The sequence below is a fragment of the Nitrobacter vulgaris genome (genome assembly GCF_002028545.1).
GTDB lineage: Bacteria > Pseudomonadota > Alphaproteobacteria > Rhizobiales > Xanthobacteraceae > Nitrobacter > Nitrobacter vulgaris.
Genome location: NZ_MWPQ01000025.1, coordinates 59337 through 80750, shown reverse-complemented (window position 1 = coordinate 80750; position 21414 = coordinate 59337). Strand labels below are relative to the sequence as shown.

The window sequence follows — 21414 nt, the reverse complement described above, 5'->3', positions numbered from 1 at the left end:
ACCGCGCGTTCTCCCTAGCACGCCATAACGAAAGAGGCGATTAGAGGAATAACAATCCCAACACGTTTTGATTCAAAGAATTACATAACATTGTGGCCGGCCGAACGAAGAACAACACCTTTGGATAGGGCAACAGTGTGTCCACAGATTAGCCGATTCGGTGCCCGAGCCGTAGCTCAGTTTCGCCGATAATCATCCTCGATCCGGACGATATCGTCGTCGCCAAGATAGCTGCCGGTCTGCACTTCGATCAGCTCCAGGGGAATCTTGCCCGGGTTCTCCAGCCGGTGGACGGCTCCAATCGGGATATAGATCGATTCGTTCTCGTGCACGATCTTGACAACGTCATCGACCGTCACCCTCGCCGTACCGCGCACCACGATCCAGTGCTCCGAGCGATGGTGATGTTTTTGCAGCGACAGCCGGTCGCCGGCCTTCACGGTGATGCGCTTGACCTGATGCCGCTCGCCCCTGTCGATCGACTGGTAAGCGCCCCAGGGCCTATGGACCCGCAGATGTTCTTCCGTGACCTGCGGCGCAAGGCCCTTCAACTTCGCCACCAGACGTTTCAGCCCGCTGGCGTCCTTCTGACGCGACACCAGCACGGCGTCCTGCGTCGCTACCACAACGAGATCGTCGACACCTTCCAGCGCGACCAGTGCTTTATCGGTCGCGACATTGCAGTTGCGGGAATCCTCGAACACGGCGATCCCCTGCGCCGCATTGCCCTGACCGTCCTTGTCCGACAACTCCCAAACCGCATGCCACGATCCGACATCTGACCAGCCGCAATCAACCGGCACCACGGCCGCATGAGCGGTCTTTTCCATTACGGCGTAATCGATCGAAATTGCTTGCGCCCTCGAAAAGGCCTCCGGATCGAGCATGACAAAACCAAGATCCCGGCCAGCATGGGATACCGCATCGGTCACCGCGGCGACGCTGTCTGGATCGACGTTGCGATATTCATCCAGAAGAACCGCTGCGCGGAACATGAAGTTGCCGCTATTCCAGAGATACCCCGCCTCAAGGTAACCGGCGGCGGTTTGCGGATCGGGCTTTTCGACAAACGTCGTTACCACTCGCACCGCGCCCGCAATCGCCGCGCCAGGGTTGATATAGCCGTACTCGGTCGCCGGCCGCTGCGGCCGAACGCCGAAGGTTACGATGCGGCCACCATTGGCGGCAGCTAATCCCTGGCGGCAGGCGGAGACAAACGCTTCGGTGTCGCGGACAACGTGATCTGCGGCGAGCGCGAGCACGACGGCTTCACTGTGACGCATTTGCGCGAAGATCGTCCCCGCGGCTATCGCCGGCCCCGAATCGCGCCGTGCCGGCTCCAGCAGAATGTCCGCTTCAAGCCCCATCTCAGCGAGTTGTTCAAGCACCATGAAACGGTAGGCGGCGTTGGTGACCACGATCGGCCGCTCGAACAGCAAGGGATCGGACACCCGTCGCAGCGTATCCTGAAACGTCGAACGCGGCCCGAACAACGGCAGAAACTGCTTCGGACGCCCCTCCCGCGAGGCCGGCCACAGCCGGGTTCCCGCACCGCCGCACATGATGAGCGGGACGATACGCTCACTCACAGGACCATCTCCGTATGCTGATTTGTCCATCCCGATTCCGACGTTCGCAGACCCTTAGAGAAAAATGGAAACCGGTTTTCGGATAAGATCATGTCAATCAAAAAGTTAAGGCCAGAGTCTGATTCAACGCAGTTGGATCAGACTCTGCCGGCCATCTTGATGCGAACCCGGATCAAAGGGACGAGGGAAGCCGTACGATGAAAGGCACTCAATCGGATCACGCAAACCCCGACGGCCGCACTAATTGACCCGATGATAACGACAATACCAGGCTGCAAAACGATGAATACCATCTTCCAGTGAAGTCGAGGGACGGAAACCGACGTCACGGGCAAGATCATCGATGTCAGCAAATGTTGCCTGTACGTCGCCGGGTTGCATCGGCAGCAGTTCCTTTTGCACGGATCGTCCGAGAGCTTTCTCCAGCAGGGTGACGACGCTCATCAATTCTGCCGGTTTGTTGTTGCCGATATTATAAATTCGCCATGGAGCCGAACTGGTCCCCGCATCCGGAGCATCGCCCGACCAACTCGCATTAGCCTGTGGCGCATGATCGATCAGGCGGACAACGGCTTCCACCACGTCATCGACGTAGGTGAAATCCCGTTGCATGTTGCCATGATTGAACAGCTTGATCGGCTGCCCTCCGACGATCGCGTCGGCGAACTTGTAGAGCGCCATGTCCGGTCGGTACCACGGGCCATAGACCGTGAAGAAACGCAAGCCCGTCGTCGGAATCCGATAGAGGTGGCTATAGGCGTGCGCCATGAGTTCGTTGGACTTCTTCGTCGCCGCATAGAGGCTGACGGGGTGATCGACATTATCATGAACGGAAAAAGGAAGCTTTGTGTTTGCGCCGTAAACAGAGGACGATGAAGCAAACAGCAAGTGAGGACAGCAGGCGTGCCGACATCCTTCTAGGACATTCGCAAAAGCCGTGAGGTTGGAATCGACGTACGCATGGGGATTCTGCAATGAGTAGCGAACGCCCGCCTGCGCTGCGAGATGGAGCACGACCGAAAGGCGGTGTTCAGCGAACAATGCGGCCGTCGCCTCACGATTGGCCAGGTCGGCTTTGACAAAACGAAAGTGTGAATCCTTGCGCAAGATTTCGAGCCGGCCATCCTTGAGTGCAGGATCATAATAATCGTTGAGACTGTCAATGCCGATAACCCGATGCCCCTGCTTCAGGAGTCGGCCGGCGACGTGAAATCCGATGAAGCCCGCCGCGCCGGTAACCAATATCGGATAATCCGACAATTTCACTCCTCAGGAACTGTGAGCCGCGGCCCACGGGGTAGCCCTGCCTCGTTATCCATGGCATCGCAGGACCGCAATACCCCGCTGTGCACGACTATTGCCAGAGGCAATCCAAAACCATACCAAGACAAGACGTCCACTTTGTCCCGAAGAGCCCGATGGCCAACTTAACCTCGGCACAGACAAGCGCAATGCGCCAAATTCTGCTTTCAACGGCAAAAATACTGATTTCGGCTGCCCTGCTCTACCTAGCGCTCCGTAAGGTCGATATCTCTGACCTCCTCTCGCGCCTCGGTTTCACCAGCGCCGGCTGGATCGCGCTCGGCATTGTCGTAACGCTATTGCAGGTGTTCGCCAGCGCCATGCGGTGGCGTGAAATCAGCGCCGACTGCGGCGCCAGCCTCTCGGTCGCACAGGCGGTGCGCTATTGCATGATCGGCTCGTTTTTCAACCAGACCCTGCCTTCATCGATCGGCGGCGACGCCATGCGGCTCTGGCTGGTCGGACGTGGTCCGGCCGGTTGGCGGGCAGCGGCCTATTCGATCTTCGTCGACCGCGCGATTGGCCTGATTGCGCTTGCCCTGCTGATCGCCGCGAGTCTGCCGTGGAGTTACCGTCTGATCGGCGATCCCCAAGGCCGGCTCGCATTGCTGTTCGTCGATCTTGTCGCGCTCGCAGCCGCCGGTGGTTTCCTGCTTCTCGGTAGATTGCATTGGCACTGGCTCGGACGTATCCGGGCCGTGCACCATCTTCGCGCCTGCTCGATCATCACGAACCGTGCCATCTTCAATCGAGAGCGCTGGTCGAAGATTGCGTTTCTGTCGCTGCTCATCCATATCCTCGCCGTGGTGATTGCATGGTGCGTTGTGAAGGCAATCGCCGCGCCAATCCTTTTCAGCGAGATTTTCTTGCTTGTCCCACCGGTCATGCTGATTACGATGCTGCCGATCTCGATAGCCGGCTGGGGCGTGCGCGAGGCGTCCATGGCTCTGACTTTCGGATATGCCGGACTGGCGACTAGCGAAGGCGTCAATGTCTCGCTGCTGTACGGCGCGGTGTTTTTGGTCGTAGGCGCGCTCGGGGGACTCGTCTGGATTTTCAGCGGCGAAAGAAGTCAGAAAGGATCGACCTCAATCGAGAGTGCCGAATAACGCAGCGGTTCATCGCGACATATCGGGCGCGAGAGGCGAGGTTTGCGCGGGATGCGCGCCGAACTCCGGCACGGCATCTTTCAGGATCGATCGGATCGCCAGCTTGTTCTCGCTCGCGACGGCTTCCTTTAGAACCGCAACCCACTCGCGAACCGTGTCCATCGGCGGCTCGTTCGGCTTTGCCGCCAAGATCCCCGATAAGCCGATCTCGATCGTCGGCTCCTGGCTTGCAAACAGGATTTCGTTCAATCTTTCGCCCGGCCGCGCCCCGGTAAAAACAATCTCAATGTCGCTGTGAGGCTGCAGGCCGGACAGGCTGATCATGCGTTCGGCCAGATCGACGATCTTCACCGGCTGACCCATATTCAGGACATACACCGAGACATCATGTCTTTCCGGCATCGCTGCATGGCTGGCCGCGGTAAGGACGAGATCGCAGGCTTCGCGGATCGTCATGAAGTAGCGAACCATGTCCGGATGCGTGACTGTCACCGGACCGCCGGCTTCGATTTGCGCCTTGAACTTTGGTACCACCGATCCGTTCGACGCCAGCACGTTGCCGAAACGGACTGAAATCAGCCGCATCGGAACTTTGCCGGCCGCACGTGCCGCCAGTTCACGATCCAGCGCCTGACAATACATCTCGGCAAAACGTTTGGTCAGCCCGAGCATCGACACCGGCTCTATCGCCTTGTCGGTGGAGATCATCACCATGGATTCGGCACCCGATGCCAGCGCGGCATCGGCGACATTGACTGAACCGAAAATGTTGGTCTTGACGCCCTCGCCCCAGTCCCGCTCGAGGATGGGAACATGCTTGAGCGCAGCCGCATGAAACACGATGTCGGGCTTGAATTCGTTCATCAAGCGCATCAGCCGCTCGCGATCACGAATGTCAGCAATGCGACCTTCCACCACAGCGGCTCGGCTCGTGGAGCTGAACTCCTCCACGATCGCATAAAGAGCAGGTTCAGAATTTTCGACGATCAACAGACGGCTCGCACCAAACGTCACGACACGTTTGCAGATTTCGGACCCGATCGATCCGCCGCCGCCGGTCACGACAACGGACTTGTTCTTGATCAGTCCTTCGAGCCGTTCATAGTCGATGGTACGGCTTGGGCGAAGCAGAAGATCTTCAACGGCGACCGGCGTCAGGCGCGGAATCTCCCCTCCCTCCCCTAGCGAGGGCAGCCGGCTTACCTTAAGGCCTAGTTTGCGGCCGTAAGCGAGAACCGTTTCCGGCTGGGCGTCGGGCTCGAAGGCGGAGGGCGTCATGATGATGCGCTTGATCGACGTCTGCCTTTCCGCAAAATCCGTTATCACCTCTTCGAGTTGATCCACTCCACCAAGGACGGCAACGCCGCGTATCGTCTGACCAATGTCAGCGGCCGACGGCGACAATAGGCAAACCGGTCGCAATTGCTTGACCGCGCCACTCTCGACCGAACGCAGGAGAATTTCGGCATCCGCAGCGCGTCCGACGATGATGGCTGGCGTTGCGTCGTCGGCCCTTACGTGAACAAGGGTCCGCTTGTAACGAAAATACCGATAGGTAAAGCGCGTAGCTGCGAGCAGAAATATCTGCAACAGCCAGTAAAGTATGATCGTCTTCTTTCCAAGAAAGAACGTGCCATAAAGATTGGGGGCGATGATGACGTAGTCGAAGACCAGGATGACGAATGCCAGAAGCGAGGATGCCTTGACGATATTGAGGGCGTCCACAAGGGAAATGAACCGCCATTTTGTTGTCGTCAGGTTAAAGACATAAAAGATAACGCAGCTGATGGCCAGGAAATAGGGCAGCGCTTTCAAGAGCAGTGGCAAGCGCAGGGCAAAATCATGATCATCAAAACGGAAGTAACAACTCACGAGCACCGCTGCCACGACCGTTATCAGGTCATGCAGCGCGATCAGAACATTTCGGGAAGTAAACTTTCGGCGCGGATTCATGAGGCTTTGGTCCGGACAGTATAAGAAACGAAAACACGCCGGCCACTGCGGAGCAAGACTCTCATGCTCGGCCTCCTGCGCGCTTCACCAGCGACGTCGTACTGAATCCTTTCAGAGTATCGATCAGCACCACTTCCCCGCCTCGTGCAGTAACTAGCTCCTGACCGACGACTTGCTCAAGAGAATAATCTCCGCCCTTGACGAGCACATTCGGCTGGATTCGCTCGATCAGGTTCATCGGCGTGTCCTCTTCGAAAACCACAACGAGGTCGACAGCCTCGAGCGCAGCCAGAACTTCTGCGCGCGCCCGCTCATTCTGGATCGGACGGCCCTCGCCTTTCAGCCGCATCACGGACGCATCGCTGTTTAATCCCACGATCAGCCGGTCGCACGTAGCGCGTGCTCCGGTCAGCACCTTGACGTGACCGGGATGCAGGATATCGAAACAGCCATTGGTGAAGCCAATTCGCAGACCTTGCGCACGCCACGCCGTCAGGTGTTGGTCAAGGTTGACCGTCGATTGCGCGATTTTCTCTTCGGCGGCCAGAGAGGCCGGCGGCAGAATATTGCGGCGCAGTTCCGCGAGCGTGACAATCGCAGTCCCGCTCTTGCCGACGGCAACAGCAGCTGCGGCGCTCGCTGTCCGCAGCGCGGTTTCCCAATCTGCGCCCGCGGCAAGCGAAACCGCGAGCGTGGCGACGACAGTATCGCCGGCGCCCGTCACGTCGCGAACCTTGACGGTGTGCGCGGGAACATGGATGACCTCGCCCTCGCGCGGCACCAGCGTCATGCCATGTTCGCTTTGCGTCACCAGCACGGCCTCACCATCGACGAGCCGCATCATTTCGCGAGCCGCTGCCGCAATGCTCGGCTGATCGTCGGCGCGGGTGCGAGTCGCATCCGCAAACTCCTTGCGGTTCGGCGTGAGCAACGTGGCGCCGCGATAGATGTTGAAATTAGCGCTCTTCGGATCGACGATCACGCGCTTGCCAAGCCGGCGCGCAGCATCGATGACGTCGCGGATTACCCGCGCTGTCAACACTCCCTTGGCATAGTCGGACAACAATACGATGTCGGCGCGTGGCAGTTGCGGCAGAATGGCATCGATCAAGGTCTGCTCCACCGCCCCGGACGCCGGAACGGCCATTTCCCAATCGGCTCGCAGCATGTGGGTCGAAAAATGCTCCGAAACAAAGCGGACCTTGCGCGTCGTCGGTCGCGCCGGATCCGAAATCAACAATGGTTCGATCAGGCGTTCCCGCGAAAGCGTGGCCCGGAGCCTCTCGCCGGCGTCGTCCTCACCCGCCAATCCAACGAAGATGCAGCGCGCACCGAGCGCGGCGATATTGCGCGCCACATTGCCGGCCCCACCGACGTTGGTTTCGCTCCGCTGAACCGCGATGACCGGGGCGGGCGCCTCCGGCGAAATCCGCGAAATCTCGCCGTACACGAACTCGTCGAGCATGAGATCGCCGACACAGAGGACCGTCTGGCCGGAAAAGCCATTCGACAAGTCGTCAAAATCGATCATCAAAACCCTTCACCTGTTGCTGGAGTCTGATGCAATCGCATCAACCAGACCCAAGCCCATCCTTCGGTCGAGCATGATCTTATCCGAAAACCGGTTTTCACTTTTCGGGATCATGGTCCAGCACGTCAGCGAAAGCGATCATCGCGATCCAGATAGCCTTTGACATAGGCATCGACGGCTTCCTCCAAAGGCGTGAAGCCTCCGTTGTAACCAGCGCTTTGCAAGCGCTCGATATCTGCTTGCGTAAAATACTGGTAGGCCCCGCGAATCTGTTCAGGCATATCGACGTATTCGATATTCGGCTTCGTGCCAAGCGAGGCATAGGCCGCAGTCATCAGATCGCGAAAGCTGCGCGCCTCGCCAGTTCCCACATTCAAAAGACCGTTGACCGAAGGCGTCGCAAACAACCACATCATCACACGAACGACGTCGTCGACGTAAATGAAGTCGCGGCGCTGATCGCCATCGGCGACGCCTTCACGGTGCGACTTGAACAACTGCACCGGGCGGCAGCCTTTCACATCGCCGAAGCGGCGCGCCAGCACGCTCATCATGGAGCCTTTGTGATATTCATTCGGTCCGAACACGTTGAAAAACTTCAGACCAGCCCATTGCGGCGGCAGAGCACCACCTTTGGCGGCGCGGTCCACAACGGCCATGTCGAACAGGTGTTTGCTCCAGCCGTAGAGATTCATCGGCCGGAGCGCTCGCAGCGCGGACAACGATTGATCATCGCGAAAGCCCTGCGCGCCATCGCCGTAGGTTGACGCCGAAGAGGCATAGATGAAAGGCGTCATGGTCGACGTGCACCAGTCGAGCAATCGGAGCGACAGCCGGAAGTTGGTCTCGATGACGAGATCGCCATCGGTCGCCGTGGTTTCGGAGATCGCGCCGAGGTGAAAGACGGCGTCCAGGCGACGGCCGTCCAGCCAACGCATCAATTCCTCGGGTGGAACGATATCCGCAAGCTGCCGCTTGGCGAGGTTACGCCATTTGCCGTCATGTCCCAGCACATCGCACACCGCCACATCGCTGCGCCCGGCGTCGTTCAACGCGGCAACGAGATTGGATCCGATAAAACCGGCGCCCCCGGTCACCAGCAGCATGATGTCCCCGTCATGGATGTGCGACTCTTAGTGGTCCGTTCTAACATTTGCATCCCGGCGCGGCAGGCGTTCTTTGCAAATGTTAGAATCAAGAGCCCACTAGCAACCATAAGGTTTTCCAGTGGAGTTTTGAATTTGACATTCCCTTGCCGGGTTTGCGGCAAAGTGGGTGGCGAATGTCAAATTCACCCCACTGGTTTGCCCCACTCTAGCCCGCGAGGCAACTTAGGTGGGCCTGCCGTGTGACGATCGGCCGTGAAAAACAGCGCGCGAGATAACTTTACCTCACGGGTCGGAGCGGATACCGAGGACCGAACATCGATCCTGGATTGCGCATCGATTAAGATATGAAAACAGATTCACCATATGGGCCGGAAATGGCCGACCCGGACGATACCCGACCCATTCTGATCGTTCCCTACATGTGGATCGGCGACTTCGTGCGCGGCCACACGGTGGTGCGGGTGCTCAAACAGCGCTGGCCGAATCGACCGGTGGATATGCTGGTGACAACGCTCTGCGCGCCGCTGGTCGATTATATGCCCGGAGTGCGCGCTGGCGTGGTCTGGGACCTGCCCCGCAGCCGGCTGGCACCGACGCAACAGTGGAGTCTCGCCCGGCAATTGCGCGCGCGCGGGTATGGAACGGCCTTCGTCATGCCGCGCACCTGGAAATCGGCGATCGCGCCCGCGCTGGCCGGCATCCCGGAACGGGTGGGTTTTGTCGGCGAAGCGCGTTTCGGACTACTTAACCGCTGGCGGTGGGGTGAAAGAGCCCTGCCCCGCATGATCGACAGGAAGGCGTCCCTGGCGCTTCCGGCCGGGGCAGCCCGGCCACCTGAATGGCCGGCGCCGCAGCTTCGGATATCCACCGAAGACGTCACCCGCTGGCGGCAGGCGCAGGGATTGGGCGCGGGACCGGCGGTGGCGCTGGCACCCGGGGCGGTCGGCTCCAGTAAGCGCTGGACCTCCTACGCCGAGGCCGCCCGAATGCTGGCCGAGCGCGGAATCGACCTTTGGGTGATCGGCGGCCCCAATGAAAAAGCGATGGCGACCGAAATCGCAGCAACCGGGGGCCCGCGGGTCCGGGATCTCACGGGTCACGACCTGCGAAATGGCATTCTGGCGATGGCGGGGGCCACCATTGCAATATCGAACGACTCCGGTCTGCTACACGTCGCGGCTGCGATCGGAACGCCGACACTGGGAATTTTCGGGCCGACCAGCCCCTATCACTGGGCGCCCTTGAACGGGCTCGCCGCGACGATTCAGGCGAAAACGCCTCTCCCGTGCCAACCATGCCATCGTCCGGTCTGCACCAGGAATGATCATCGTTGCATGCGCGATATCCCCGCAGCAGAGGTAATCGCGATCGCGGAACGGGTGCTTGCGGAGGCCGGCGCGCACGACGCACGTTGATGCGACACGCCATGCTTGCGTGAGTATGACGCGCTCATTACCACTGCTATAGCGTTTTCGAGCGAAGTGGATACCGGTTTGCGTGAAGAAAACGCGTTAAAATAACAATCTAGAGCTTCGCTTCTGATTCAATCAGAAGCGAAAATGCTCTGGCCATCACGGTGACAAAGGTGCGTCTTGAGCCAGAACCCGATCGCAACCCATTTTCAGCAATCGCTGACGGCCCTCCAGCGCGCAGCCAATGACACGGCGCTGCTCGCAGTCGTAAGCGACATTGCTGTCACGATCATCGACGCGCTCCGTTCCGGAAATAAAGTGCTTCTGATCGGAAACGGCGGAAGCGCCGCCGACGCCCAACACATCGCCTCGGAAATCGTCGGGCGTTACAGGAAAGAACGGCCCGGCTACGCCGCCATTGCCCTGACGACCGATACGTCCGCTCTCACCGCTATCTCCAACGACTACGGCTTCGAGCAGATTTTCGCCCGGCAGATCGAGAGTCTGGGCCGACCTGGCGACGTGCTGCTGGCGCTGTCCACCTCGGGACGGTCCCCAAACATCCTCGCTGCCCTATCCGCCGCGCGACGACTCGGACTTGTCACCGTCGGTTTTACCGGCCTCAAAGGGCAAAGCCTGCACGAGATCTGCGACCGCCTTCTCGTTGCGCCGAGCGACGACACCCCGGTGATCCAGCAGATCCACATGACCGCGGCTCACGCGATCTGCGATAACGTGGAGCACGCCCTGGTGGACGGAGCGGGCCGCAAGTGAGCGGAGCGGAGATCGCTCAGGCCGGCAAACCCGCCGCCTTCCTGGACCGTGATGGCGTCATCAATCATGACGACAGCTATATGGGTACGCGCGATCGCATTCGTTGGATGCCCGGCGTCGCCAGGGCAATCCAGCGGCTAAACGAGGCCGGCTATTTCGTTTTCATCTTCACCAATCAATCCGGTGTCGCGCGCGGCTTTTTCAGCGAGGATGATGTTCGTAATCTGCACCTGTGGATGCAGTCCCATCTAGCGTCTCAGGGCGCGCGGATCGACGACTTCAGGTATTGCCCGCACTACCCCGACGGCAGCGTCGCCGGATATCTGGAAGATCATCCCTGGCGCAAACCGAAGCCCGGCATGATCCTCGACCTTATGCAGCATTGGCCGGTGCGGCAGCACGGCAGCTTTGCCATCGGCGACCGCAAAAGCGATATCGAAGCCGCTGCCGGTGCAGGAATTCCGGGCTTCCTGTTTAGCGGCGGCGACCTCGACGCATTCGTCGCGCGGGTGCTTGCAGAGATATCCAGTGCAATCACGCCACGTGCCTAAGCAAGCAATCGCTCCGCGGCATCGATCACCTGCCCCGCGGAAGGCGGACCGTTCTTGCCGCCTAGAACCGCCATGCGGCCACTGCCGACAGGCCCGGTCAGGCCGGGATCGGTGCTGACATAGATGCCGACGAGCGGAACGCGATACGCAGCGGCAAGATGCATAAGGCCGGTATCGACGCCGATCACCAACGCCGCATTGCCGATCACCTGCGCGGTCAGATCGAGGCTCTGGCGCGGCTGGACACGACTGCCCGCGATGTCTCCCGACAGCCGCTCGGATAACAGACGTTCGGCCTCGGTGCCCCACGGAAGCACGGTCTGCAATCCGTTCGCACTCAGCCAGCGGCCGGTTTCGATCCAGTCCTCCGCACGCCACGTTTTCGAGAGCCGGGAGGTACCGTGAAGCAAGACTGCATAGGGCTGACCACCTGTCCGCATGAACGGGCGCAGACCGTAGTCAACGTCGTGGGGCGGCTGATATCCGAGCGACAGAGCGGTCAGGATCCGGTTGCGCGTCACGGCGTGGAGATCGCGCCCTACCGTGTGCCTAACGTCGTAGAATCGCGCGGCTAACGGTTCGCGGATGCTGCGACCGTCATAGCCGTGGCGCTCGCCGCGCGCGACGCGCGCCATGATCGCCGAGCGGATCAGGCCCTGAGTATCGATCACCTTGTCGAACGATCGTTCGCGAAGCCTCGCCCGGAACTTGGCGATCTCGCGCCATGTGACGCCAGCACCAAGTTGCGAACGCCAGCGTCGCGTCGCGACAGGAATGATGTCGGCGACCGACGGGTGCAGCCGCACCAACGGCGCGAACGATTCCTCGACCAGCCACGTCACCCGCAACTGCGGACATGCATGCACGGCATCGACGATCGCCGGCATCTGATGCACGACGTCGCCGAGCGAGGATGTCTTGATGATGAGAATGTCGGTCATCGACGGCCGCAGCTGCTCAAAGAAAGACCGGTTCCCGTTACAGTTTGGCAACCATAATGTCGAATCCCGAGATCAGACGGACGAAATCTGGTCGTTCACGGTCATGCTATACGGCAATTCCATTCTTTTGTGGGACACTTCGGCGACCGCGGGACCCGCCGCACACTTTGGTACAAAGGAGCAGATATGACCGTGCTTGTCACCGGTGGAGCCGGCTACATCGGCAGTCATATGGTGCTCGCGCTGGCTGAGGCCGGCGAGAACGTCGTCGTGATCGACAACCTGTCCACCGGATTCTCGTCGGCGCTCCCCGAGGGCGTACCGCTGTTTATCGGCGACGCCGGAGACGAAAATCTTGTCGAGAACGTCATCGCCCAGAACGGCATCGAAAGCATCATTCACTTTGCGGGTTCCGTGGTGGTGCCCGAGTCGATGCGCGATCCGCTCGCCTACTATCGTAACAACACGATGACGACTCGCAGCCTTCTGAACGCCGCCGTCAGATGCGGGGTCAACCGCTTCATCTTTTCGTCGACCGCCGCAGTCTACGGCAATCCCGACCGGATGCCGGTCCCGGAAGAGGCGCCGACCCGGCCGCTCTCTCCTTACGGATCGTCGAAGCTGATGACGGAGATCATGCTGCACGACGTCGCGACCGCACATGGCATGAACTACGTGGTGCTGCGCTACTTCAATGTCGCGGGCGCAGACCCACAAGCGCGTATCGGCCTCTCGACCGCGGGCGCCACGCACCTGCTGAAAATCGCAGTCGAAGCCGCGACCGGGCAGCGCGCCAAGATCGACGTGTTCGGCACCGACTATCCGACGCCGGATGGAAGCTGCATTCGCGACTTCATTCATGTCAGCGATCTGGCGCAAGCGCATCGGGCCGCGCTGACTTATCTGCAAAACGGCGGATGCTCGACCACGCTGAATTGCGGATATGGACGCGGCTATTCCGTTCTGGAAACGATCGAAGCGGTCCGCCGGGTCTGCGGCCGCAATTTCGCGGTTCACTATTCCGACCGCCGCCCCGGCGATATCATGACCATGATCGCCGACACGAGCCGGATTCGCGCGGCGCTCGACTGGACGCCGCAATACGACGACCTCGCGACCATCGCCGCGCACGCGCTGGCGTGGGAAGAAAAGCTGGCGGGCCGACAAGTCTCGGAGGCGCTCGCGGCATCAGCCTGACAAACCGGGCGAAACCCGGTTTTCGCTTGAAAAAGGCTGCTATTGCGGGCATTGAGTCGGAGCTTTCGCAATATCCCTGACGCGCGGGCAACCGCCGATTCACGGCGTCAACGGAACGCGATGACCGAACCGCCGAAGAAAATTACCGACGATCCCTATGGCGCGGCCGTCCTCATCCGCCGCCTGATCACGGAACAGGGCATGGCCTATTGGCGGCGCTACCTCGCCGCATTTGCGCTGATGGCCGTCTCCGCGGCGGCGACGGCGACCTCGGCCTACCTGCTCGGCGAAGTCATCAATCAGGCTTATGTGGACCGCAACGTCCACGGCATTTTCATGCTGTCGATTGTGGTGCTCGTCATCTTCGTGGTCAAGGGTGCGGCGACCTACGGTCATTCCGTAATCCTGTCCCGGATCAGCAACGCCATTCTCGCCAATAATCAGCGCCGCTTGTTTGCGAAGCTGATGAGCGAGAGCATCGGCTATTTCTCGCAGCGACATTCATCGGAGTTTCTCGCGCGGCTCACGGCCGGCGCGACATCGGTCACCCAGGTGCTCAACCTGCTGATCAACGCCGTGGGTCGCGATCTTTTGTCGTTGATCGCGCTCGTCGTCGTGATGGTGATGCAGGATCCGTATATGTCGCTGCTTGGCGCGCTGGTGGCGCCGCCCGCGATGATCGTGCTGCGCAAGCTGGTCAAGCGCATCAAGGGACTGGCGCACATGCAGTTCCATGGCACCGCCGACATCATGGAGACGATGCAGGAGTCGCTGCAAGGTATTCGGACCGTCAAGGCGTTCACGCTCGAACAGACCATGCGCGAGCGGATCGACGCCAGCATCGCCGCGGTGGAGCAAACCAACAACAAGATGGCGCGGGTTTCGAACCGCGCCAGCCCGCTGATGGAAACGCTTGGCGGTTTCGCCATCGCGGGCGCGCTGATGTATGGCGGCTATCGCGTTGTCGCCATGGGCGCGACGCCGGGCCAGTTCTTTTCGTTCCTCGCAGCCTTTCTCTTGGCCTATGAGCCAGCCAAGCGGCTGGCCCGTCTCAACATCGAACTCAACAGCAGCCTGATCGGCGCGCGCAAGCTGATTGAAATCGTGGACAGCCCCGCCAGCGAGCCGGACGACAGTGACAAGCCCGCTCTGCAATTGACCGACGCGCGCGTCGAGTTGCAGGATGTCACGTTCGCCTATCGCGCCGACGAGCCCGTGCTCAAGCGCATGAGCTTTGTCGCCGAGCCGGGCAAGATGACGGCGCTGGTCGGCCCATCGGGTGGCGGAAAATCCACCGTGCTGGCGCTCCTGCTGCGCCTGTATGAAGCCACCGACGGCGACATCCTGATCGATGGGCAGGTCATCTCCGGCGTATCGCGCACATCGCTACGCCAGCAGACTGCCTATGTCGGCCAGGACGTTTACCTGTTCCGCGCCACCATCCGCGAGAACATCGCGTTCGGCCGCCCCGGCGCCAGCGAGAACGAGATCGTCGCGGCGGCGAAAGCCGCCTGCGCTCACGACTTCATTATGAGCTTTCCGCTCGGCTACAATACCCCTGTGGGCGAGCACGGCACCCAGCTCTCCGGCGGGCAACGCCAACGCATCGCCGTGGCGCGCGCACTCATCAAGGACGCGCCGATCATCCTGCTGGACGAGGCCACCGCCGCACTCGATTCGGAATCCGAAAAGCAGGTGCAGGAAGCGATCGAGCACCTGTGCCGCAATCGGACCACGATCGTGATCGCGCACCGCCTGCATACCATCATGCATGCCGACGCCATTCTTGTGGTCGAGAACGGCGAGATCGTCGAGCGCGGGCGCCACGACGACCTGCTGCGGAGCGGCGGACGCTATGCTTCGTTCTTCCGCCTGCAGCATCGTGAGACAGCGCCGCTGACGCTGGCCCCCTTGAGCGCGTCAGCGTAAGCTCATTGCGATTGTCCGCAATGACGATCTCGTCGCGCCAGCGCAGGCAGAGCGGAGAGTTCGCATGAGCGTATCGTCGTTCGTGATTCCACAGCCGCCCCAACCCGTCATCGCGGTCGCAGGCGACGACAGATTTTTTCCGGTCCGCCGCGTCTGGTGCGTCGGGCGCAACTATCTCGACCATATCCGCGAATTGGGCCACGACGAGCGCGCGCCGCCGTTCTTCTTCGCCAAACACGCCGACATGATCGACGCCAACGGCGCGGTTATCCCCTATCCGCCCCTCACCCAGAATCTGCATCACGAAGTCGAACTGATCGTCGCGATGAAGAGCGGCGGCTTGCGCATTCCCGCCGACACCGCGCTCGATCACGTCTACGGCTACGCCGTCGGCATCGACCTCACCCGGCGCGACCTGCAAAACGCTGTGCGCGAAAAGAAGCAGCCCTGGGAGATCGCAAAATCGTTCGATCACGCTGCGCCCTGCAGCGCTCTGCAACCCGCCGCCAGGATCGGGCATCCGTCGAAGGGCCACATCTGGCTCACGGTCAATGGCAAGGAAACCCAATCCGGCGATCTCGCGCAGATGATCTGGAATGTGCCGGAGATCATCGCGCAGCTCTCGCAACAGGTCGCGCTTGACGCCGGCGACATCATCATGACCGGCACGCCAGCCGGCGTCTCCCCCCTTCAGCCGGGCGACCACGTCGAATGCGGCTGCGACGGCGTCGGTACGCTGACAGTGACGATCGGCCAGCCAGCAGCTTGAGCGCCATCACGTCCTCGACGCACCACTCAGGAAACCGCTTACCCCTCGATCAGTTGCAGCCACTCGTCTTCCGAAATCACCTTCACGCCGAACTTCTCGGCGTCCTTGAGTTTTGAGCCAGCTCCGGGACCAGCGACGACAAGATCGGTCTTTTTCGACACCGAGCTGGACGTTTTCGCGCCCATCCGCTCAGCCGATGCCTTAGCCTCGTCGCGCGTGAATTTTTCCAGCGAACCCGTGAACACAACGGTCTTGCCGGCCACGGCCGAGTCGCTGCGGGCCTGCGCGACCGGCAGCACTTCGATCTCAGCGAGCAGATCGTTCAGCGCCTTGACGTTGCGCGTCTCAGCGAAGAACTCGACCACTGCGTCGGCGACGATATCGCCGATGCCTCCGATGTTGTTGAGGTCGGCATAGGCTTCGGAATCATTGCCCGCTTCTGTCTGCGCCGCAGCGGCCTCCGCCATGGTGCTGCGAAAATTCTCGATGCTACCGTAATGCCGCGCCAGCAGCTTGGCGTTGCCCTCGCCGACATGGCGGATGCCGAGCGCGAAGATCAACCGGTTCAGTTCGATCTTGCGGCGAGCGGAGATCGCAGCGAACAGGTTGCGCACCGAGACCTCACCATAACCTTCGCGATCACGCAGCTTCTTTGTCGCGCGCGCGTCGCGCTTCTGCAACGTGAAGATATCGACCGGATGCATGATGAGGCCATCGTCATAGAATTCCTGAATCTGCTTTTCGCCGAGACCGTCGATGTCGAAGGCAAGACGCGAGACGAAATGCTTGAGCCGCTCCACCGCCTGCGCCGGGCAGATCAGTGCTCCGGTGCAGCGGCGCACCGCCTCGCCCTCCTCGCGCACGGCGTGACTGCCGCAGATCGGACACTTGTGCGGAAACGCATACCGCTTGGCGCTCGTTGGCCGCTTGTCGATGACAACACTGACCACCTGCGGAATCACGTCACCAGCGCGCTGCACCACCACGGTGTCGCCGACGCGAAGATCAACACCATCGCGGATCGGCTGGCCGTCATTTCCAATGCCTCTAATGTAGTCTTCGTTGTGCAGCGTCGCGTTTTGCACCACAACGCCGCCAACGGTGACGGGCTCAAGCCGCGCCACCGGCGTCAATGCACCGGTGCGGCCGACCTGAATGTCGATGCCCTTGAGGATCGTGATCGCCTGCTCGGCAGCGAACTTGTGCGCGATCGCCCAACGTGGGCTTCGCGATACGAAGCCGAGCCGTTCCTGCCAGTCGAGCCGGTTGACCTTATAGACCACGCCATCGATGTCGTAGCCGAGCGTGACGCGCTGCTCGCCGATGCGGCGATAAAACGCCAGCACCTCCTCGACGCTATGACACAACTCGATCAGCGGATTGACGACGAATCCGATGCCCCTGAGCCACTCCAGCATGCCGTGTTGGGTGTCGGCGGGCCGATCCGTCATTTCCCCCCATGCATAGGCGAAGAATTTCAGCGGTCGCGACGCGGTGACCGCGACATCCTTCTGCCGCAACGAACCGGCGGCCGAATTGCGAGGATTGGCGAACACGGTATCGCCAGCTTCTTGCTGCTTTTTATTCAGCGCAAGAAAATCCTGCTTCAGCATGTAGACCTCGCCGCGCAACTCGCAGGCGGCGGGAATGTTGCGGCCTGTGAGCGTCTGCGGCACGTCCTTGATAGTACGGACATTGGCGGTGACATCCTCGCCGGTGAAGCCGTCGCCGCGCGTCGCCGTGCGCACCAGTTCGCCGCGCTCGTAGCGCAATGATAGCGACAGGCCATCGATCTTCGGCTCGGCGACAATGGCGGGGAATTCGTCCGGGGCAAGCTTCAGAAAACGCCGGATGCGTTCGACGAATTCGGCGACCTCCTCGTCGCTAAAGGCATTGCCGAGCGACAGCATCGGCACCGCGTGCTGCACTTTCGCGAAGCCGCGCGCGGGGGCGGCTCCGACGGTCTGCGTGGGCGACCTTGCAGTGACGAAGTCCGGAAAGCGGGCCTCGATCGCTTCGAGCCGCTGCCGCAGCGCATCGTAGGCGGAGTCTGAAATCGTCGGCGCGTCTTTTTGGTAATAACGTTCGTTATGCGTCTCGATCTCAAGCGAAAGCCGCTTGTGCTCAACCCGAGCCTGCGACCTGGTGAGGAGATCGACGGGCGGAGGCGTTTTGGGCTTCGCCGCCACAGCGACTTACCCCGCCGCTTTCAGCAGCCGGTCCGCGGCGGCGCGAGCCTCCGCGGTGATCTCCGCACCGGCGAGCATCCGCGCGATCTCCTCGCGGCGGTGATCCTCAGCCAGCGTCGCAACACGCGTGGCGACGCGCTTGCCGCGATCCAGCGCATCCTTTGAAATGAGCAGATGCTGATCGGCCCGCACCGCGACCTGCGGCGCGTGCGTCACCGCCATCACCTGCACCTTGCCAGCGAGCCGCGCCAGACGCGCGCCGATTGCGTCGGCCACCGCACCGCCGACCCCGGTGTCGATCTCGTCGAACACCAGCGTTGGTGCCGAGCCCTTGTCGGAGAGCACCACCTTGAGCGCCAGCAGGAAGCGCGACAGCTCGCCTCCCGAGGCGACCTTCATCAGCGGCCCCGGTCGCGTGCCGGGATTGGTCTGCACCCAGAACTCGACGCGGTCGAAGCCTTGCGGTCCCGGTGCCGACGGGTCGGACTCGATCTGCGTGGAAAATCTGGCGCGTTCGAGTTTCAGCGGCGCAAGCTCGACGTTGACTGTCTTGTCGAGTTTGTCAGCAGCCTTCGTGCGCGCGGCCGAAAGTTTCGCCGCTGCCGCTGAATAACGTTTGTCGGCGGCGGCCGCCTCTTTTTCCAGAACGGTCAATCGATCCGCGCCGGCGTCGATCAGCGCGACCTCCGCAGCGTATTTCTTGGCAAGCGCAGCCAGGCCGTCGACCGGCGTCGCATATTTGCGCGACGCCGCGCGCAGCGCGAACAGCCGTTCCTCGATGCGCTCCAGCTCGGCCGGATCGAAATCGGCGGCAATGAGCGCCGCCGCGAGATGCTGGTCCGCCTCCTCCAGCGCGTTGATGGCGGCATCGATGGCCCTGACCGCCGGCTCGACCAGTTGCGGCGAATTCGCAGCTCGCCGTTCCAGCCGCCGCACCGCAGCCGCCAGCACGCTCACCGGTGAGCCATGACCGCTGACGACGTCCTGCGCCTCGCGCAGGTCGGTCGCGATCTTTTCGCCCGCCATCATCGTGGCACGGCGTTCGGCAAGCGCGGTTTCCTCGCCGTCCTGCGGTGCGAGTTGCGTTAACTCGTCGGAGGCATGACGCAGAAACTCGGCCTCTCGCGCGGCGCGCTCCACGCCGGCGCGATGATCGTCAAGCGCCGCGCGGGCGCGGCGGCGAGCTTCCCACAACACCTCCAGCGCGGCGACTTCGGTGTCCAGCCCCGCAGAGGCATCGAGCAGCCGACGGTGGGTCGATGCATCGACCAGCGCCCGCTCGTCATGCTGGCCATGAATTTCCACCAGCGTCGCGCCTACCGCCTTCAAGGTCTGCACGCTGATCGCTTGATCATTGATGAAGGCTCGGGTGCGACCGTCGGCGAGTTGAACCCGTCGAAGAATCATCTCGCCCGAATCTTCAGAAATAGAGCCGTCGATGCCATTGGTGGTCAGGATGACGCAGGCCGGATGGTTCTTGGGAACATCGAAGGTGGCCGTGACCTGCCCCTGCTCCGCGCCGTGACGGACCAGCCCGGCATCGCCGCGACCGCCGAGCGCCAGCGCAAAGGCATCAAGCAGAATGGATTTTCCCGCGCCGGTCTCGCCGGTCAGCACCGCAAGACCGGAGGCGAACTCGATGTCGAGCCGCTCGATCAGGACGATGTCGCGGATCGAAAGGCGCGCAAGCATAGGAGGCCGGTTCCTGCCGAAAGTCGTTGAGAGGTGCAGAGAAGCGTGGCACGGAGACTAGCGAAGTTCGGATCGCGAAACCAGAGCCGCGGATTGACCACAGCATTGGCAGCCCAAGGGGCGCCCTTCGATTCCGCATTCGCAACAGCATTCGCTGAAACGGCGTGGGAATGTCTAGCCAAGCCCCACTTTCCTGAACGCCTTGCTGATCCACGAGCCCTTATTCTCGCTGGGCTGGCTTCCCCCTGACGTCACGAGATTGTAGGCGTCCTTGTACCAGCGACTGTCCGGAAAGTTGTGGCCGAGCACAGCCGCGGCGGTCTGCGCCTCGGCAACGATTCCAATCGCCATGTAGGCTTCGGTCAGCCGCGCCAGCGCTTCCTCGACATGCCGCGTGGTCTGGTAGCGCGTCACCACGGCCTTATAGCGGTTGATGGCGCCCGTATAATCACGTCGCTCCATATAATAGCGGCCGATCGCCATTTCCTTGCCGGCGAGTTGATCGCGCGCGGCCTGAAGTTTCTTCTTGGCTTCGCCGGCATATTCGGACGTCGGATATTTACGGATCACCTCTTCCATGGAGTGCATGGCTTTTTCGGTGCGAGCCTGGTCGCGCGAGACATCGGGGATCTGGTCGTAGTTCGAGACGGCGATCAAATATTGCGCATAGGCGGCGTCCGGGGTGCCCGGATGGAGCGTCACGTAGCGCGATGCGGAGCCGATGCACGTATCGTAATCGCCCGCCTGATAAGATGCATAGGCCGACATCAACAACGACTTCCGCGCCCATTCCGAATAGGGGTGTTCACGGTCGACCTCGTCGAATTTCTTCGTGGCCGCCTTGAGGTCACGCTCCTTGTTCATCAGGAACAAGCCCTCATTGTAGAGCTTGTCCGCCGGATCATCGCTGAAGGTCTGTTCGTCCTTTGCCGTGAGCTTGTCCAAGAGCGGTCCGGTCCCGCAGCCGGCCACGGTAACGGCAACAAGTGCAAGACTGGCGGCGAGCCGGAGTTTCCCGCCAAGCCGATCAAGAGCGGCGCGATCCATGAACTCGCTCAGTCCGAGCGCCATACGCTTAGCCAACATTGATGAAAATCCGACGTCCGTGATACGGCGATCCAAGCACGAGGCAAACAGGATGCGCTGCTTTTACCGCGACCCGTTTAGCCGAAAAGAATCCGTCCACCAACGGGGTAAGCAGGTATTTCGCCGGGATTAAGGCGGGAACACCGGGCGCGGTGCCGAGCGGAAATCACTTTTCGGATAAGATCATGTTCGATCGAAAGTAAGGCTTTGGTCCGATTCATTCGGATCTCGCCTGTCCATACTATCGCCCAAGCATTTCGCGTGAGACTGCGGAGCCGTGC

Annotated in this window: 16 protein-coding genes; 7 read left to right on the top strand and 9 right to left on the bottom strand. The window is 61.1% G+C overall.

The features are described 5' to 3' along the window. Nucleotides 1–176: 176 nt before the first annotated feature. Nucleotides 177–1589 carry a mannose-1-phosphate guanylyltransferase/mannose-6-phosphate isomerase gene (locus B2M20_RS05830; protein ID WP_079446185.1) on the bottom strand — a complete coding sequence of 471 codons (1413 nt, stop codon included), beginning with the start codon at nt 1587–1589 and terminating at the stop codon, nt 177–179. Between the two features lie 240 nt (nt 1590–1829). Next, nucleotides 1830–2849: an NAD-dependent epimerase gene (locus tag B2M20_RS05825; protein ID WP_079446184.1), complete on the bottom strand. Its 1020-nt coding sequence runs from the start codon at nt 2847–2849 to the stop codon at nt 1830–1832. Nucleotides 2850–3040: 191 nt separating this feature from the next. Between B2M20_RS05825 and B2M20_RS05820 the strand changes: the two genes are divergently transcribed. Then, on the top strand, nt 3041–4000 hold the full coding sequence (locus B2M20_RS05820) for a lysylphosphatidylglycerol synthase transmembrane domain-containing protein (RefSeq protein ID WP_079446183.1): 960 nt from the start codon (nt 3041–3043) through the stop codon (nt 3998–4000). Nucleotides 4001–4009: 9 nt separating this feature from the next. On the opposite strand, the gene B2M20_RS05815 is transcribed toward B2M20_RS05820, so the two are convergent. From B2M20_RS05815 to rfaD, 3 genes are all read right to left on the bottom strand, one after another. Continuing rightward, a complete protein-coding gene (locus tag B2M20_RS05815; protein ID WP_079446128.1) occupies nt 4010–5953 on the bottom strand; it encodes a nucleoside-diphosphate sugar epimerase/dehydratase in 1944 nt (647 codons plus the stop codon). Nucleotides 5954–6014: 61 nt separating this feature from the next. After that, on the bottom strand, nt 6015–7484 hold the full coding sequence (gene rfaE1, locus B2M20_RS05810) for a D-glycero-beta-D-manno-heptose-7-phosphate kinase (protein ID WP_079446127.1): 1470 nt from the start codon (nt 7482–7484) through the stop codon (nt 6015–6017). 125 nt (nt 7485–7609) lie between these two features. Then, nucleotides 7610–8590 (bottom strand): ADP-glyceromanno-heptose 6-epimerase, encoded by a 981-nt coding sequence (gene rfaD / locus B2M20_RS05805; protein ID WP_079446126.1) that lies wholly within the window; start codon nt 8588–8590, stop codon nt 7610–7612. Between the two features lie 347 nt (nt 8591–8937). Between rfaD and waaF the strand changes: the two genes are divergently transcribed. The 3 genes from waaF (at nt 8938) to B2M20_RS05790 (ending at nt 11330) form a co-directional block, all read left to right on the top strand. After that, on the top strand, nt 8938–10008 hold the full coding sequence (gene waaF / locus B2M20_RS05800; RefSeq protein WP_079446125.1) for a lipopolysaccharide heptosyltransferase II: 1071 nt from the start codon (nt 8938–8940) through the stop codon (nt 10006–10008). 177 nt (nt 10009–10185) lie between these two features. Then, on the top strand, nt 10186–10779 hold the full coding sequence (locus B2M20_RS05795) for a D-sedoheptulose 7-phosphate isomerase (RefSeq protein ID WP_079446124.1): 594 nt from the start codon (nt 10186–10188) through the stop codon (nt 10777–10779). After that, nucleotides 10776–11330, top strand: coding sequence for a D-glycero-alpha-D-manno-heptose-1,7-bisphosphate 7-phosphatase (locus tag B2M20_RS05790; RefSeq protein ID WP_079446123.1), 555 nt, complete (start codon nt 10776–10778; stop codon nt 11328–11330). The genes B2M20_RS05795 and B2M20_RS05790 overlap by 4 nt, the downstream gene beginning before the upstream one ends. On the opposite strand, the gene waaC is transcribed toward B2M20_RS05790, so the two are convergent. Continuing rightward, nucleotides 11327–12271: a lipopolysaccharide heptosyltransferase I gene (waaC, locus tag B2M20_RS05785; RefSeq protein WP_079446122.1), complete on the bottom strand. Its 945-nt coding sequence runs from the start codon at nt 12269–12271 to the stop codon at nt 11327–11329. The genes B2M20_RS05790 and waaC overlap by 4 nt on opposite strands. 186 nt (nt 12272–12457) lie before the next feature. On the opposite strand from waaC, the gene galE reads away from it, so the two are divergent. The 3 genes from galE (at nt 12458) to B2M20_RS05765 (ending at nt 16166) form a co-directional block, all read left to right on the top strand. Further along, nucleotides 12458–13468 (top strand): UDP-glucose 4-epimerase GalE, encoded by a 1011-nt coding sequence (gene galE / locus B2M20_RS05775; RefSeq protein WP_079446120.1) that lies wholly within the window; start codon nt 12458–12460, stop codon nt 13466–13468. Between the two features lie 120 nt (nt 13469–13588). Next, nucleotides 13589–15397 (top strand): ABC transporter ATP-binding protein, encoded by a 1809-nt coding sequence (locus tag B2M20_RS05770; protein WP_079446119.1) that lies wholly within the window; start codon nt 13589–13591, stop codon nt 15395–15397. Between the two features lie 64 nt (nt 15398–15461). Then, complete coding sequence (locus tag B2M20_RS05765) at nt 15462–16166, top strand: fumarylacetoacetate hydrolase family protein (RefSeq protein ID WP_079446118.1); 705 nt, start codon at nt 15462–15464, stop codon at nt 16164–16166. A 38-nt stretch (nt 16167–16204) separates the two neighbouring features. Here B2M20_RS05765 and ligA read toward each other — a convergent pair whose 3' ends face one another. The 3 genes from ligA to B2M20_RS05750 all read right to left on the bottom strand — a co-directional run bounded on the left by ligA (nt 16205) and on the right by B2M20_RS05750 (nt 21118). Next, the gene (gene ligA / locus B2M20_RS05760) at nt 16205–18355 is read right to left on the bottom strand and encodes an NAD-dependent DNA ligase LigA (protein WP_079446117.1); all 2151 of its coding nucleotides are present in this window, start codon (nt 18353–18355) and stop codon (nt 16205–16207) included. Between the two features lie 6 nt (nt 18356–18361). After that, nucleotides 18362–20047, bottom strand: a complete 1686-nt coding sequence (recN, locus tag B2M20_RS05755; protein WP_079446116.1) for a DNA repair protein RecN — start codon at nt 20045–20047, stop codon at nt 18362–18364. 174 nt (nt 20048–20221) lie between these two features. Continuing rightward, the gene (locus tag B2M20_RS05750; RefSeq protein ID WP_079446115.1) at nt 20222–21118 is read right to left on the bottom strand and encodes an outer membrane protein assembly factor BamD; all 897 of its coding nucleotides are present in this window, start codon (nt 21116–21118) and stop codon (nt 20222–20224) included. Nucleotides 21119–21414 lie beyond the last annotated feature (296 nt).

Bases quoted from the DNA above. Each gene is read 5' to 3' on its own strand.
- B2M20_RS05820 (WP_079446183.1), top strand. From the start codon at position 3,041: ATGCGCCAAATTCTGCTTTCAACGGCAAAAATACTGATTTCGGCTGCC.
- B2M20_RS05815 (WP_079446128.1), bottom strand. From the start codon at position 5,953: ATGAATCCGCGCCGAAAGTTTACTTCCCGAAATGTTCTGATCGCGCTG.
- rfaE1 (WP_079446127.1), bottom strand. From the start codon at position 7,484: ATGATCGATTTTGACGACTTGTCGAATGGCTTTTCCGGCCAGACGGTC.
- rfaD (WP_079446126.1), bottom strand. From the start codon at position 8,590: ATGCTGCTGGTGACCGGGGGCGCCGGTTTTATCGGATCCAATCTCGTT.
- waaF (WP_079446125.1), top strand. From the start codon at position 8,938: ATGAAAACAGATTCACCATATGGGCCGGAAATGGCCGACCCGGACGAT.
- waaC (WP_079446122.1), bottom strand. From the start codon at position 12,271: ATGACCGACATTCTCATCATCAAGACATCCTCGCTCGGCGACGTCGTG.
- galE (WP_079446120.1), top strand. From the start codon at position 12,458: ATGACCGTGCTTGTCACCGGTGGAGCCGGCTACATCGGCAGTCATATG.
- B2M20_RS05770 (WP_079446119.1), top strand. From the start codon at position 13,589: ATGACCGAACCGCCGAAGAAAATTACCGACGATCCCTATGGCGCGGCC.
- B2M20_RS05765 (WP_079446118.1), top strand. From the start codon at position 15,462: ATGAGCGTATCGTCGTTCGTGATTCCACAGCCGCCCCAACCCGTCATC.
- recN (WP_079446116.1), bottom strand. From the start codon at position 20,047: ATGCTTGCGCGCCTTTCGATCCGCGACATCGTCCTGATCGAGCGGCTC.
- B2M20_RS05750 (WP_079446115.1), bottom strand. From the start codon at position 21,118: ATGGCGCTCGGACTGAGCGAGTTCATGGATCGCGCCGCTCTTGATCGG.